Below are 14,219 nucleotides of genomic sequence, written 5' to 3' on the forward strand. Positions count from 1 at the left end.
GCAGGGGCTTGTTTCTGGCGGGCAGCCGCGGGGGGCTGCATGAATGCATTCATCCTGTCCTCCCTGTGTATCGGCGGCCTTGGGGAATTCCTGGGCTCTTGTGGCTGTGCGCGGTCCCGCTGCTCGGTGCCGGGCGCGGCTGGAGTGTGCAACAAAAAACACAGAGTGTAAATTTTTAACAATCATCGCGTTTACAGCGAAAGGCGCCTGGTGCAGGAAAGGAGGAGGGCGAGCCCGGGGGCGTGCAGGCGTCGCATTCTCTTCTTCCTGGCGACGGGCTCCGAGGGCGCCACAATCGGCCCATGGATTGGGATCATTTCCGCTACTTTCTGGAGCTCGCGCGCGCCGGCACGCTGGTGGGCGCCGCACGCCGCCTGGGCGTGGAGCACACCACCGTGTCGCGCCGCCTGCAGGCGTTGGAGAAACAGGTGGGATCGGCCCTCTTCGCCCGTGAAGCCGGGGGCCACCGCCTCACGGAAGCAGGGCGGCAGCTGATGCCCAAGGTGGAGGCCATGGAGGCCGCGTTCCTCGCGGTGGAGAGTGCGGCGCCTGGTGTGCGGCAAGGGCTGCACGGCCTGGTGCGCATCGGCACCACCGAGGGTTTTGGCAACCTGATCCTCGCGCCGCAGCTGGCCCGCTTCGCACAGAACCACCCGGGCCTGGTGGTGGACCTTCTGGCGCTGCCCCGCCTGGTGCACCTGTCGCGGCGCGAGGCGGACATCGTGATCTCCCTGGAGCGCCCCGTGCGGGGCGCGGTGCTGGTGGTCAAGCTCACCGACTATGTGTTGCAGCTCTACGGCGCGCGCGGCTACCTCGCCGGCCATGCGCCCGTCCACACGGCCGACGACCTGCGCGGCCACACCTTCATCAGCTATGTGGACGACCTGCTGTTCAGCAAGGAACTGCAGATCCTCGACGAGCTGCACCGCCCCGCGCATTTCGTGCTGCGCAGCACGAGCATCCTCGCGCAGTACGAGGCGGCGCGCGCCGGTGCCGGGCTGGCGGTGCTGCCCGCGTTCGTGGCGGCCCAAGATCCCTCGCTGGTCCCGGTGCTGCCCGGGGTGGCGCGGTTCCAGCGCACGTTCTGGATGTCGATGCCCGCCGAGAACAAGCACGTGGCGCGCATGCAGGCCACCTGGGCGTTCTTGCGCGAGGCCGTGGCGGCCCGGCAAGGGTTGCTGCTGCCTTCTATTGGTGCTATTGATTTGGGAGCTACTGGCGCTTGATGAAAAAGCCTTACGGGCGCTTTTCATGAATTTTTTGCAGTGCCGCGTGTCCCGGCACCGGTGATTGCACCGCGGGGCCCTGGCACGGCGGCATCGCCGATGAAGGAGACCTGTGATGGCCAAGTACCGGATAGTGAGACTGGGCGGCCGCGGCCTGATCACGGCACGGCTGCTCGCGCGGCTCAACGGCCATCCGCAGATCGCGGGCTGGCCGGACGCGGTGGATCTGTTCGCGGGGCTGCGGCAAGGCGCCCGGGGAGATCTGCGGCCTCTGGAGGCACCGGGGCCACATCCTTTGACGAGAGCATGTGGGTTTGGAGTCCTCAAGAGATGCGCACGGTGCTTTGGTATGCAACCTCTTCATATAGAGAGTGCCGTTGGACCACTCTGATAGGCCTGCGAGAGATGTCGGTCAGTGGTTGCCGGGGCGCGAGACCCATTGGGAGCCGCAACTGACCCGCTGCAACTCCGGTTGGGTTGCCTGAATGTGGCGTAAAAGCGATCAAAAAAGGTTCAGAAGTGTTTTGCGCACAAGTGCCAGGCTCTTTTTGCCGGCCGCAAGGTAAAATGCAAACAAATTCACTGCACAAGAGCGAGAAAGGCAATCTGGTTATGACACCGCGAACTACATCGGAGATGTTGACCGGCCGTTGAGGCTGGCTGTTCGCGCCTGCACGAGATTGCACACCTCCTCCAGAAAGCGCGGACCCGTTCCGCGCTTTTTTGTTTTTGGGCCTGGCGCGTGCCCGCACCCATTGCACTGATCGAAAAGAAAGAGTTATCCCATGATTCACATCACGCTTCCCGACGGCTCGCAGCGCGAATTCCCGGGTCCGGTCACGGTGGCCGAAGTGGCCGCATCCATTGGTTCGGGCCTGGCCAAAGCCGCCCTGGCCGGCAAGATTGGCGACAAGGTGGTGGACACCAGCTACCAGATCACGGCCGACAGCCCGCTGGCGATCGTGACGGCCAAGGATGCCGATGGGCTGGAAGTCATCCGCCACTCCACGGCCCACTTGCTGGCCTATGCCGTCAAGGAATTGTTCCCCGAGGCGCAGGTGACCATCGGCCCGGTGATCGAAAACGGCTTCTTCTACGACTTCTCGTACAAGCGTCCTTTCACGCCTGAAGACCTGGTGGCCATCGAAAAGCGCATGGCCGAGCTGGCCGCCAAGGACGAGCCCGTGGTGCGGCGCGTGCTGCCGCGCGACGAAGCCGTGGCCTACTTCAAGGGCCTGGGGGAGCACTACAAGGCCGAGATCATTGCCAGCATCCCCAGCAATGAAGATGTGAGCCTGTACCGCGAAGGCAATTTCGAAGACCTGTGCCGTGGCCCCCACGTGCCCAGCACGGGCAAGCTCAAGTTCTTCAAGCTCATGAAGGTGGCAGGCGCCTACTGGCGCGGCGACCACCGCAACGAGATGCTGCAGCGCATCTATGGCACGGCCTGGACCTCCAAGGAGGAGCTGCAGCAATACCTCACGATGCTGGAAGAGGCCGAGAAGCGCGACCACCGCAAGCTTGGCCGCGAACTGGACCTGTTCCACATGGACGAGCATTCGCCGGGCACGGTGTTCTGGCACCCCAAGGGCTGGGCGCTGTGGCAGGAGGTGGAGCAGTACATGCGCCGCGTGTACCGCAACAACGGCTACCAGGAGGTCAAGGGGCCGCAGATCCTGGACAAGAGCCTGTGGGAGAAAACGGGCCACTGGGACAAGTACCGCGACAACATGTTCACCACCGAATCGGAAAAGCGCGAGTACGCGCTCAAGCCGATGAACTGCCCCGGCCACATCCTGATCTACAAGCAGGGCATCAAGAGCTACCGCGACCTGCCGCTGCGCTACGGCGAGTTCGGTGCCTGCCACCGCAACGAGCCCACGGGCGGCCTGCACGGCATCATGCGCGTGCGCGGCTTCACGCAGGACGACGGCCACATCTTCTGCACCGAAGAACAGGTGCTGGAAGAGTGCGCCAACTACACGGCGCTGGTGCAGAAGGTCTACAAGGACTTCGGCTTCACCGACATCATCTACAAGGTGGCCACGCGGCCCGAGGCGCGCATCGGTACCGATGAATCGTGGGACCGCGCCGAGAAGGCACTGATGGATGGCCTGCGCCATTCGGGCTGCGAGTTCGAGATCGCCGAAGGCGAGGGCGCCTTCTACGGGCCCAAGATCGAGTACACGCTCAAGGACGCGCTGGGCCGGCAATGGCAGTGCGGCACGATGCAGATCGACCCCAACCTGCCCGAGCGCCTGGACGCCGAGTACGTGGCCGAAGACGGCAGCCGCAAGCGCCCGTTGATGCTGCACCGCGCCACGGTGGGCAGCATGGAGCGCTTCATCGGAATGCTGATCGAGCACTATGCGGGCGCATTCCCGGTGTGGCTTGCGCCCGTGCAGGTTTCGGTGCTCAACATCACCGATGCGCAGGCCGATTACTGTCGCGAAATTGCTGCAAAGCTGCAAAAAGCGCTGCCGAATCAAGACCTTAGGGTGGCGGTCGATCTGCGCAATGAGAAGATTACGTATAAAATACGTGAGCATTCGTTGCAAAAGCTGCCATACATCCTCGTCGCGGGCGACAAGGAAAAGGCCGCAGGCGCCGTTGCAGTACGCGGCCGGGGCAATCGTGACCTCGGAGTGATGTCCATCGAAGCGTTCGCTGAGCTGATCGCCCAGGACATCGCCACCAAAGCCTGAGTTTGATTCAAAACGTGCTTTGTCGCATGCCAGCTGTGCGGTTGTAGCTACATTTCTTGTAGTATTTTGATTGAAGGAAGATAGCCATCGCTACTGAATTTCGTGATCGTCGCCACCGTGAAGAGCGCAAGCACCGCCTGAACCGTGAAATCATGGCCCCGGAAGTCCGTCTGTCCGGGCCAGAGAATGAGCCTTTGGGCGTGGTCAGCCTCATGGAAGCCCTGCGCATGGCAGGCGAGCTGGATGTGGATCTGGTGGAAATCGCTGCCACAGCGAACCCACCGGTGTGCCGCCTGATGGACTACGGCAAGTTCAAGTACCAGGAGCAAAAGCGCGCTGCGGAGGCGAAGGCCAAGCAGACGGTGATCGAGATCAAGGAAGTCAAATTCCGTCCGGGCACGGACGATGGCGACTACAACATCAAGATGCGCAACATCCGCCGCTTCCTGGCCGATGGTGACAAGTGCAAGATCACGCTGCGTTTCCGCGGCCGTGAAATCACCCACCAGGAACTGGGTCTGGCGCTGCTCAACCGCATTCGCGATGAGCTGGCCGATTCCATCATCATCGAGCAGTTTCCCAAACTGGAAGGCCGCCAGATGATCATGATGATCGCGCCGGGCAAGAAGAAGCCTGCTGCAGCCAAGCCGGCAGCCGCTGAAAGCACGCCTTCGGGCAGTGCGGCCTGAGCGGCCCGCGCAGAAGAGACAGAGATTTGCCAGAGGTGGCCCGCAAGGGACACTTCCGGCGATAGGCAGTGCGAAGGCACTGCCGCACAGCCGGTGAATACCGGTTGAAAAAGTGGCTCGGGGCCAACAAGTTTGCAGATCGGTTTGCAAACGCCTCACGAGCACAACGAAAAGGAGCATTCACATGCCCAAAATGAAGACCAAGAGCAGCGCGAAAAAACGTTTCCGCGTTCGTCCCGGTGGCACCGTCAAGCGCGGTCAAGCCTTCAAGCGTCACATCTTGACCAAGAAGACCACCAAGAACAAGCGCCACCTGCGTGGTGCAGTTGCTGTGCATGAGACCAACATGGGCTCTATCGCACAAATGCTGCCCGGTGCTGGCCTTTAATAACGACGAACAAGGAGTACTCACATGCCTCGCGTCAAACGTGGTGTAACGGCCCGTGCCCGTCACAAGAAAGTTCTCGCCCTCGCCAAGGGCTTCCGTGGTCGCCGCGGTAACGTCTTCCGCATCGCCAAACAGGCGGTAATGAAGGCTGGGCAATATGCCTACCGTGACCGCCGCACCAAGAAGCGCGTGTTCCGCCAGCTGTGGATCGCCCGTATCAACGCCGCTGCCCGTGAACTGGGCCTGACCTACAGCCAGTTCGCCAACGGCCTGAAGAAGGCATCCATCGAGATCGACCGCAAGATGCTGGCCGACCTCGCAGTGCACGACAAGGCTGCCTTTGGCAGCATCGTAAGCCAAGTCAAGGCCAAGCTGGCTGCTTGAGTTCACGATGAGTGGCTATCTTTTTGATAGCTGCTTGCGCAATAACAGCAAGGGCTAGGGCTTGAAAAGGCGCTAGCCCTTGTTCATTTTCAAGAGTCGATATGAACGAGTTGGATTCCCTGGTCGAGAGCGCGACGCAACTGTTTGCCCAAAGCGCCACCCCTGCTGATCTGGAAAATGCCAAGGCGCAGTTCCTGGGCAAGTCGGGTCGCGTGACCGAGCTCATGAAGGGCATGGCGCAGCTGTCGGTGGATGAGAAGAAGTCCCGCGGCGCCGCCATCAACGTCGCCAAGCAGGCCATCGAGGCCGCGCTCACCGCGCGCCGCCAGGCATTGGCCGATGCGGAACTGCAGGTCCAGCTCAAGGCAGAGGCCCTGGACGTGAGCCTGCCAGGGCGCCAGCGCGGGCAGGGCGGCCTGCACCCCGTGTCGCTCACGCTCGAGCGCATCGAGGGCATCTTCGGCTCCATGGGTTTCGACGTGGCCCAGGGCCCCGAGATCGAGACCGACTGGTTCAACTTCACCGCACTGAACACGCCGGAAGACCACCCCGCGCGTTCCATGCACGACACCTTCTACGTGGAAGGCGGCACCCCCGAGGCGCCCAACCTGCTGCGCACGCACACGAGCCCCATGCAGATCCGCCACGCGGTGCAGCATGTGAAGAAGCACCGCGCGCTGCTCGACGCCGGCCAGCCCATGCCCGAGATCCGCGTCATCGCGCCGGGACGCACCTACCGCGTGGACAGCGATGCCACGCACTCGCCCATGTTCCACCAGTGCGAAGGCCTGTGGATCGGCGAGAACGTGAGCTTCAAGGACCTGAAGGTGATCTTCACGGCGTTTTGCCGCACCTTCTTTGAAAGCGACGACCTGGTTCTGCGCTTTCGCCCGAGCTTTTTTCCTTTCACGGAGCCCAGCGCCGAGATCGACATCCAGTTCCAGACCGGCCCCCTGGCCGGCCGCTGGCTGGAGGTGGCGGGCTCGGGCCAGGTGCACCCGAACGTGGTGCGCAACATGGGTCTGGACCCCGAAAAATACATCGGCTTTGCCTTCGGCATGGGCCCCGACCGCCTGACCATGCTGCGCTATGGCGTGAACGACCTGCGCCTGTTTTTTGACGGCGACATCCGTTTTCTGTCGCAGTTCCAGTAACCAGCAGGGCCGGACGGCTGCCATTCGGGCAGCCCGGCGGTCCGCCCAGCCGTTTTCACCCTGGCGCATGTGTCCCGAGAGGCCGCGCAGGGTAGTTTCCGTATACGACCCCGTACAAGAGTTCGACTATGCAATTCCCTGAATCCTGGTTGCGTGAGTTCTGCAACCCACCCCTTTCGACCGCCGAGCTGGCCGAGACGCTGACCATGGCCGGCCTGGAGGTGGAGGAGCTGCGCCCCGTGGCGCCGCCGTTCGCGAAGATCGTTGTGGGCGAGATCAAGGAAGCCGTGCAGCATCCCGATGCCGACCGCCTGCGCGTGTGCCAGGTGGACGTGGGGCAGGGCGCCCTGCTCAACATCGTGTGCGGCGCACCCAATGCGCGCGTGGGCATCAAGGTGCCCTGCGCCCTGGTGGGCGCCGAGCTGCCGCCGGGCGACGACGGCAAGCCTTTCCTGATCAAGGTCGGCAAGCTGCGCGGTGTGGAAAGCCAGGGCATGCTGTGCTCGGCGCGCGAGCTCAAGCTGTCGGAAGACCACGGCGGCCTGCTCGAACTTGATGCCTCCGCGCCCGTGGGCCAGGACATCCGCGAGCACCTGAACCTGGACGACACGTTGTTCACGCTCAAGCTCACGCCCAACCTGGCGCACTGCCTGAGCGTGTACGGCATCGCCCGCGAAGTCTCCGCGCTGACCGGCGTGCCCCTCTCGCAGCCGGCCTTCCCGGCAGTGGCCTCCAAAGTCCCGGACACCCTGGCCGTGAAGATCAGTGCCCCTGACCTGTGCGGCCGTTTCAGCGGCCGCGTGGTGCGCAACGTGAACACCCGCGCCACCACGCCGCAGTGGATGCTCGACCGCCTGGCGCGCTGCGGCCAGCGTGGAGTGTCGCCGCTGGTGGACATCTCCAACTACGTGATGTTCGAGCTGGGCCGTCCCTCGCACATCTTCGACCTGGACAAGATCCATGGCGGGCTGGATGTGCGCTGGGGCAAGGCGGGCGAGTCGCTCAAGCTGCTCAACGGCAACACCATCACCGTCGACGAAAAGGTCGGCGTGATCGCCGACAGCCAGCAGGTCGAGTCGCTCGCCGGCATCATGGGCGGCGACGCCACCGCTGTCTCAGACGACACCAAGCACATCTACATCGAGGCTGCCTTCTGGTGGCCCAAGGCAGTGGCCGGGCGTTCGCGCCGCTACAACTTCTCGACCGATGCGGGCCACCGCTTCGAGCGCGGCGTGGACCCTGCGCTGACGGTGGAGCACATCGAGCGCATCACCCAGCTGGTGATCGACATCTGCGGCACGCCCGAGACGGCCTGCGGCCCGATGGACGACCAGCGCGTGAACCTGCCCGTGCCCCAGCCCGTCACGCTGCGCGTGGCGCGCGCGGCCAAGGTCATCGGCATGCCGCTCACGCAGGTGCAGTGCGCTGACGTGTTCAGGCGCCTGGGCCTGCCGTTCACGGAAGGCGATGGCACTCTCACCGTGGCGCCACCGGCCTACCGCTTCGACATCACCATCGAAGAAGACTTGATCGAAGAGGTTGCGCGCATGGTGGGTTACAACAACCTGCCCACGACGCCGCCGCTGGCCCCCATCACCCCCAAGCTGCCGGTCGAGGCCACGCGCAGCCCGTTCGCCGTGCGCCGTACGCTGGCGGGGCTGGGTTACCAGGAAACCATCAATTTCAGCTTCGTGGAAGAGCGCTGGGAGCGGGAGCTGGCGGCCAACGCGCAGCCCATCAAGCTGCTCAACCCCATCGCCAGCCAGATGAGCGTGATGCGCTCGAGCCTGCTGGGCTCTCTGCTGCAGGTGCTCAAGTTCAACCTGGATCGCCGCGCCGAGCGCGTGCGCGTGTTCGAGCTGGGCCGTGTGTTCCTGCGGGATGCCAGCGTGGCCAACAGCGACACCACGGTGGAAGGCTTTCACCAGCCCATGCGCGTGGCCGGTCTGGCTTATGGACCCAACGATGCGCTCCAGTGGGGCCGCAAGGAGCAGTCGATCGACTTCTTCGATGTGAAGGGCGATCTCGAGGCCTTGCTGGCGCCGCTGCAAGCCACGTTCGAGCCGGCCGTCCATCCTGCGATGCACCCCGGCCGTTGCGCGCGGGTGCTCCTCAATGGGCAGGCCGTGGGTTTCGTGGGCGAGCTGCACCCGCAGTGGCGCCAATCGTGGGAGCTCCCGCAAGCGCCGGTGATGTTTGAACTCGAACTGGATGCCGTATTGCAGCGTGCAGTGCCCCAGTTCAAGTCCGTGGCCAAGCACCAGTCCGTCGAACGTGATCTGGCGGTGGTGGTCGCTGAGCGGGTCACCCATGCCGAGGTCATGGCGGCGGTCCAGCAAGCGGTGCCCGGCGCAATGCTGCGTTCGGCCGTGCTGTTCGACGTTTACCGGCCCAAGGCGCTGCGTGCGGGCGAAGAGGCACCCGCCGGTGGCCTGGCTCCCGGGGAGAAGAGCCTGGCGGTGCGCCTGACTCTGGGCAGCGACGAGGCGACGCTCACCGAGGCCGAGATCGATGCCGCTGTTCAAGCGGTGGTGGGGCAATTGGCCCAGCGCATGGGTGCACGGCTGCGTGTCTGATGATGTTCAAGGGAGCTGACGCCATGATCGAATTCGCCGTCGAAAGCCTGGAAACGCCAGCGCTGACCAAGGCACAACTGGCCGATCTGCTGTTTGACCAGATTGGCTTGAATAAGCGCGAGTCCAAGGACATGATCGACGCATTCTTCGACCTGATCTCGCAGAGCCTGGTGGAGGGCAAGGATGTGAAGTTGTCGGGTTTCGGCAACTTCCAGATTCGCACCAAGGCACCACGGCCCGGGCGCAACCCGCGCACGGGCGAGGCCATTCCGATCAAGGCACGCCGCGTGGTGACGTTTCACGCCAGCAGCAAACTCAAGGAACAGATCCAGACGGCTGCCGGATCGTGAATTTGTGCCGTTTTTGTGACCAGAATGTTGCCGATGACTGGCGGTCCGTGCGCGTCTGCAGTACGCTAGCTGGCTGACCGGTTTGAATCCACCACCCATGGGCACCCCCCTTCCTTCGATCCCCGCCAAGCGCTACTTCACGATTGGTGAGGTCGCGGAGCTTTGTGGCGTCAAGCCCCATGTATTGCGTTACTGGGAGCAGGAGTTCACTCAACTGCGCCCCATGAAGCGGCGTGGCAACCGGCGCTACTACCAGCATCATGAAGTGCTCATGATCCGCCGCATCCGGGATCTGCTGTATGACCAGGGGTTCACCATCAGTGGCGCGCGCAATCGCCTGCAGGAGCTTGCGCATCCCGCCCGCGACGAGGCAGGGGCCGACGGCGCGATGAACGGGTTTGATTCCGAGATGCCCAGCATGCTGGTGGACAGCGCACGCGATCTTTCCATCGATGCGATGGGCATCACGCTGGACTCCAATGCGGTGCGCAAAGAATTATTTGAAATTCGGGCGCTACTTTCTCTGGGTTGACCTTTTTTCTGCATATAATCTAAGTCTTGTCGGCGTGTAGCGCAGCCTGGTAGCGCACTTGCATGGGGTGCAAGGGGTCGCGAGTTCGAATCCCGCCACGCCGACCATTGTTAGCAAAAGCCCAGAACCGAAAGGTTCTGGGCTTTTTTGCTTGGTCGCGGAAAAACATGCAACACGGCCTGGGGTGAAATGAAAGGCGGCTTGCTGCTGCGTGCTGTGCAGGCATGGTGGCGATACCGAGCCCCCGCTGATCAGCAGGCTCCCTGTCGAGGTAGTGCTGACATGTGGTCAGCCCGTGTTGCGGTTGCCCCCGCCAAAACCAAAGTAGCGGCTCGCCCCGCAAAGGACTCTCATGATCGATGGACTGGTGGCCGGCAGGCTGTATGGCGAGGCCGAGCGGCGTACTGACAAGGCCGGGAAGCCTTTTACCGTCTCCAAGGTGCGAGCAAGCACGGCGGATGGCGAGACGCTGTTCGTCAACGTGATTGCATTTGAGGCAGGGGTCTGCGCCTCCATGCACGCCCTGCGCGATGGAGACTCTGTGGCGCTGGCAGGAAGCATCACGCCAAGAGTCTGGACGGACAAGCAGGGAAACACGCGGCCCGCGCTGGACATGGTCGCGCACCGCCTGCTCACGCTGCACGGCGAATAAAAAACAAGGCGATGCAAAACTGATTCTGCGGCTCGCGCTCGCCACGGCGTGACGTGCCAACGGGCGGTGCAAGAGGAGAGGGCGGGCGAGTCCGGCCGCCTGCCTGAGCGGTGCTTGCGACGAATACCCTGCCGCGCACGAAACAGCATTGAAAACGTGGCTGCTGCCAGGTCGCAGCGATCAGGTTGGTTTTTTGGGTGCTGGCTGGTCCTGCGCGAATCCCAGTGCCTTGAGTTCTTCTTCGCTCAGGTGCAGTTCCGTCAGCTCGGGTTGCCGCGCTTCGACCGTGCGCCTGCGTTCATAGTTGGTGGGCGGCCCTTTTTCCACTTGCCGGCGGTCCTTTCCGCTGCGCCTGTCCGCGCTGCCTCTGCGTTCCACGCTCATGTTGGTAGTCCTTATATAGGAAAAAAGCTCTGGGATTCCTGCCCTGGCTGGCCATCCTTTCAGGAGCACTGAACAGGTGTCCTGACCGGCCGGACTGCATCGTCTCAGTCTGCATGAGGCGGCCACGTTTGAAAACGAAAGAATGGCAACAAACCAGCACACGGCACGCCTTCCAGGTACCAGAACTCCTGGCTGTCCCTGGGGCATTCCGACGCGGTCTGCCTGCGGCAATTTGTCCCAACCTGAGGCGATGCCCTGATTTGGTGATGGTTTGCACCGCATTGATGCGACTCCGTGCCGGCCGGGTTGCTGATGCCAACCCGCTTGCCCGCTCCTGGCGAGCGCGATGTGGCCGCAGGGGCTGAAAGGGCGGCATGGATATTGCTATCTACCGTTGCATGTCTGCCGGTAAAGCTGCCGTCGGACCGACCAACACCCTCCGCTAATGATGGCGGAACCCCCGGACGAGCGAGGCTATGAGCCTCTCGTGGGGTCGTTCCAATCCACACCCGTGCCGTTGCGGAGGGTGAGGTGCACTGGTTGCCTCCCTCGGGGCTGCCGATGCACAGCATCCCTGCACTTGCCCTCCGGGCGGCTCGGTCCATTGCAGGATCACTAGCATGAAAATCGTTCTCATCGGCCACGGCATGGTCGGCCACAAGTTCCTCGAAAGCCTGGCCGAGACCGGCATGACCGGCGTCGAGGTCACCGTGCTGTGCGAGGAGCCACGCCCCGCCTACGACCGGGTGCACCTCTCCGCCTTCTTCAGCGGCACCACGGCCGAGCAACTCTCCCTGGTCGAGCCCGGCTTCTTCGAGCGCACCGGCTTCACCCTGCGCCTGGCGGCGCGGGCCGCATCGGTGGACCGCCGCATTCGCACCGTGACCACGGTCGACGGCGAGGTGCTCCACTACGACAAGCTGGTGCTGGCCACCGGCTCCAACCCCTTCGTGCCCCAGGTGCCGGGGCGCGACCGCGACCACTGCTTCGTCTACCGCACCATCGAAGACCTGGAGGCCATGCAGGCCTCGGGCGCCAAATCCAAGACCGGCGTGGTCGTGGGTGGCGGCCTGCTGGGCCTGGAATGCGCCAAGGCCTTGAGCGACATGGGACTTGAAACCCACGTGGTCGAGTTCGCCCCCCGGCTCATGGCTGTGCAGGTGGACGAGGGCGGCGGCCGCGTGCTGCGCGCCAAGATCGAGGAGCTGGGCGTGCAGGTGCACACCGGCCGCAACACGCAGGAGATCACCGATGGCGCCCGCGCGCGCCACCGCATGGTGTTTGCCGACGGCACCTACCTGGAGACCGACATGATCGTGTTCTCCGCCGGCATCCGCCCGCGGGACGAACTGGCGCGCCAGAGCCTGCTGGCCATCGGCCCGCGCGGTGGCGTGGCCATCGACAGTGCCTGCCGCACCAGCGACCACGATGTCTACGCCATCGGCGAATGCGCCTCGTGGAACGAGCAGACCTTCGGCCTGGTGGCCCCCGGCTACGACATGGCGCGCGTGGCCGCCCGCCACATCGCAGGCGAGACCGACGCTGCCTTCGTCGGTGCCGACATGAGCACCAAGCTCAAGCTCATGGGCGTGGACGTGGCCAGCATCGGCGACGCTCATGCGAAAACGCCGCACAGCCGCACCTGCCAATACGTGGACGAGCGCCGCCAGGTCTACAAGAAGATCGTCATCAGCGAAGACGGCAAGCAACTGCTGGGCGCCGTGCTGATTGGCGACGCCACCGAATACGGCACGCTGCTGCAGATGGCCCTGAACGGCATCACGCTGCCCGAGGACCCCGAGTTCCTGATCTTCCCGTCCAGCGATGGCAAGGCCAAACCCGGCCTGGGCGTGGATGCCCTGCCCGACACGGCACAGATCTGCTCGTGCAACAACGTCACCAAGGCCGGCATCTGCGAAGCCGTGGGCAATGGCGCCTGCACCATCGCAGAGATGAAGGCCTGCACCAAGGCCGGTGCCACCTGCGGCGGCTGCGTGCCCCTGGTCACCCAGGTCATGAAAGCTGAGATGGCGCGCCGCGGCATGGCCGTGAACAACCACATCTGCGAGCACTTCGCGTACTCGCGCCAGGAGATCTACCACCTGGTGCGCGTGGGCAACATCAGGAGCTTCGGCGAACTGCTGGCCCAGCACGGCAAGGGCATGGGCTGCGACATCTGCAAGCCCGTGGCGGCCAGCGTATTCGCCTCGTGCTGGAACGAGTTCGTGCTCAAGAAGGAGCTGGCCGGCCTGCAGGACAGCAATGACTACTACCTGGGTAACATCCAGAAGGACGGCACCTACTCGGTGGTGCCGCGCATGCCCGGTGGCGAGGTCACGCCCGACGGCCTGATCGCCGTGGGCCAGGTGGCCAAAAAGTACGGCCTGTACACCAAGGTCACCGGCGGTGCGCGGGTGGACATGTTCGGGGCGCGCCTGGAGCAGTTGCCGCTGATCTGGGAAGAGCTGATCACCGCCGGGTTCGAGTCCGGCCATGCCTACGGCAAGTCGCTGCGCACGGTCAAGAGCTGCGTGGGCTCGACCTGGTGCCGCTATGGCGTGGGCGACAGCGTGGGCCTGGCCGTGGAGCTGGAGAACCGCTACAAGGGCCTGCGTGCTCCGCACAAGATCAAGTTCGGCGTCTCGGGCTGCACGCGCGAATGCGCCGAGGCGCAGGGCAAGGACATCGGCATCATCGCCACCGAAAAGGGCTGGAACCTCTACATCTGCGGCAACGGCGGCATGAAGCCGCGCCATGCCGAGCTGTTCGCGTCCGACCTGTCCAAGGAAGACCTGGTGCGCATGATCGACCGGGTGCTGATGTTCTACGTGCGCACGGCCGACCGGCTGCAGCGCACCAGCACCTGGCGCGAGAACCTCGAAGGTGGCCTCGACTACCTCAAGGATGTCTTGCAAAAGGACAGCCTGGGTCTGTGCGCCGAGCTCGAATCGCAGATGCAGAACGTGGTCGATACCTACCAGTGCGAATGGAAGACCGCCGTGAGCGACCCCGAGACGCGCAAGCGCTTCCGCTCGTTCGTGAACAGCGACAAGGCCGACGAGAACGTGCTCTTCGTCGAGGAGCGCGGCCAGATCCGCCCGGCCCGCGCGGAGGAGCGCGGCGCCAAGGTCATCCCCATCCGCCAGGCCGCCTGACATGAAGCACCCCCTGAGTCGCTT

The 14,219-nt window shown here is 63.9% G+C and carries 12 protein-coding genes and 1 tRNA gene; 12 read left to right on the top strand and 1 reads right to left on the bottom strand.

Annotation, left to right across the window (positions count from 1 at the left end):
* Positions 1–302: 302 nt before the first annotated feature.
* The 11 genes from AC1RCS_RS08355 to AC1RCS_RS08405 all read left to right on the top strand — a co-directional run bounded on the left by AC1RCS_RS08355 (position 303) and on the right by AC1RCS_RS08405 (position 10,656).
* Positions 303–1,226 carry a LysR family transcriptional regulator gene (locus AC1RCS_RS08355; protein WP_492245981.1) on the top strand — a complete coding sequence of 308 codons (924 nt, stop codon included), beginning with the start codon at positions 303–305 and terminating at the stop codon, positions 1,224–1,226.
* 785 nt (positions 1,227–2,011) lie between these two features.
* Positions 2,012–3,931: a threonine--tRNA ligase gene (gene thrS, locus AC1RCS_RS08360; protein ID WP_218338795.1), complete on the top strand. Its 1,920-nt coding sequence runs from the start codon at positions 2,012–2,014 to the stop codon at positions 3,929–3,931.
* 80 nt (positions 3,932–4,011) lie between these two features.
* Positions 4,012–4,620: a translation initiation factor IF-3 gene (infC, locus tag AC1RCS_RS08365; protein ID WP_370627732.1), complete on the top strand. Its 609-nt coding sequence runs from the start codon at positions 4,012–4,014 to the stop codon at positions 4,618–4,620.
* 184 nt (positions 4,621–4,804) lie between these two features.
* Positions 4,805–5,008 (top strand): 50S ribosomal protein L35, encoded by a 204-nt coding sequence (gene rpmI / locus AC1RCS_RS08370; RefSeq protein ID WP_056645539.1) that lies wholly within the window; start codon positions 4,805–4,807, stop codon positions 5,006–5,008.
* Between the two features lie 24 nt (positions 5,009–5,032).
* A complete protein-coding gene (rplT, locus tag AC1RCS_RS08375; RefSeq protein ID WP_492245980.1) occupies positions 5,033–5,392 on the top strand; it encodes a 50S ribosomal protein L20 in 360 nt (119 codons plus the stop codon).
* A gap of 101 nt (positions 5,393–5,493) precedes the next feature.
* Complete coding sequence (gene pheS, locus AC1RCS_RS08380) at positions 5,494–6,546, top strand: phenylalanine--tRNA ligase subunit alpha (protein ID WP_218297542.1); 1,053 nt, start codon at positions 5,494–5,496, stop codon at positions 6,544–6,546.
* Positions 6,547–6,674: 128 nt separating this feature from the next.
* Positions 6,675–9,122: a phenylalanine--tRNA ligase subunit beta gene (gene pheT, locus AC1RCS_RS08385; RefSeq protein WP_492245979.1), complete on the top strand. Its 2,448-nt coding sequence runs from the start codon at positions 6,675–6,677 to the stop codon at positions 9,120–9,122.
* 23 nt (positions 9,123–9,145) lie between these two features.
* Positions 9,146–9,472, top strand: coding sequence for an integration host factor subunit alpha (locus tag AC1RCS_RS08390; protein WP_218297540.1), 327 nt, complete (start codon positions 9,146–9,148; stop codon positions 9,470–9,472).
* A 97-nt stretch (positions 9,473–9,569) separates the two neighbouring features.
* The gene (locus AC1RCS_RS08395; RefSeq protein ID WP_218297539.1) at positions 9,570–10,004 is read left to right on the top strand and encodes a MerR family transcriptional regulator; all 435 of its coding nucleotides are present in this window, start codon (positions 9,570–9,572) and stop codon (positions 10,002–10,004) included.
* Positions 10,005–10,034: 30 nt separating this feature from the next.
* Positions 10,035–10,111: transfer RNA gene (locus tag AC1RCS_RS08400), tRNA-Pro, on the top strand.
* A 245-nt stretch (positions 10,112–10,356) separates the two neighbouring features.
* Entirely contained in the window at positions 10,357–10,656 is a 300-nt protein-coding gene (locus AC1RCS_RS08405) for a single-stranded DNA-binding protein (RefSeq protein WP_218297538.1), read from the top strand.
* A 180-nt stretch (positions 10,657–10,836) separates the two neighbouring features.
* Here AC1RCS_RS08405 and AC1RCS_RS08410 read toward each other — a convergent pair whose 3' ends face one another.
* Positions 10,837–11,040 carry a hypothetical protein gene (locus AC1RCS_RS08410; RefSeq protein ID WP_218338793.1) on the bottom strand — a complete coding sequence of 68 codons (204 nt, stop codon included), beginning with the start codon at positions 11,038–11,040 and terminating at the stop codon, positions 10,837–10,839.
* Positions 11,041–11,660: 620 nt separating this feature from the next.
* On the opposite strand from AC1RCS_RS08410, the gene nirB reads away from it, so the two are divergent.
* Positions 11,661–14,195: a nitrite reductase large subunit NirB gene (gene nirB / locus AC1RCS_RS08415; protein WP_492245978.1), complete on the top strand. Its 2,535-nt coding sequence runs from the start codon at positions 11,661–11,663 to the stop codon at positions 14,193–14,195.
* Positions 14,196–14,219 lie beyond the last annotated feature (24 nt).

The sequence above is a fragment of the Acidovorax sp. GW823-FHT01C06 genome, assembly GCF_058798375.1.

Bases quoted from the DNA above. Each gene is read 5' to 3' on its own strand.
- AC1RCS_RS08410 (WP_218338793.1), bottom strand. From the start codon at position 11,040: ATGAGCGTGGAACGCAGAGGCAGCGCGGACAGGCGCAGCGGAAAGGAC.
- AC1RCS_RS08355 (WP_492245981.1), top strand. From the start codon at position 303: ATGGATTGGGATCATTTCCGCTACTTTCTGGAGCTCGCGCGCGCCGGC.
- rpmI (WP_056645539.1), top strand. From the start codon at position 4,805: ATGCCCAAAATGAAGACCAAGAGCAGCGCGAAAAAACGTTTCCGCGTT.
- pheS (WP_218297542.1), top strand. From the start codon at position 5,494: ATGAACGAGTTGGATTCCCTGGTCGAGAGCGCGACGCAACTGTTTGCC.
- AC1RCS_RS08395 (WP_218297539.1), top strand. From the start codon at position 9,570: ATGGGCACCCCCCTTCCTTCGATCCCCGCCAAGCGCTACTTCACGATT.
- pheT (WP_492245979.1), top strand. From the start codon at position 6,675: ATGCAATTCCCTGAATCCTGGTTGCGTGAGTTCTGCAACCCACCCCTT.
- rplT (WP_492245980.1), top strand. From the start codon at position 5,033: ATGCCTCGCGTCAAACGTGGTGTAACGGCCCGTGCCCGTCACAAGAAA.
- thrS (WP_218338795.1), top strand. From the start codon at position 2,012: ATGATTCACATCACGCTTCCCGACGGCTCGCAGCGCGAATTCCCGGGT.
- AC1RCS_RS08390 (WP_218297540.1), top strand. From the start codon at position 9,146: ATGATCGAATTCGCCGTCGAAAGCCTGGAAACGCCAGCGCTGACCAAG.
- nirB (WP_492245978.1), top strand. From the start codon at position 11,661: ATGAAAATCGTTCTCATCGGCCACGGCATGGTCGGCCACAAGTTCCTC.
- AC1RCS_RS08405 (WP_218297538.1), top strand. From the start codon at position 10,357: ATGATCGATGGACTGGTGGCCGGCAGGCTGTATGGCGAGGCCGAGCGG.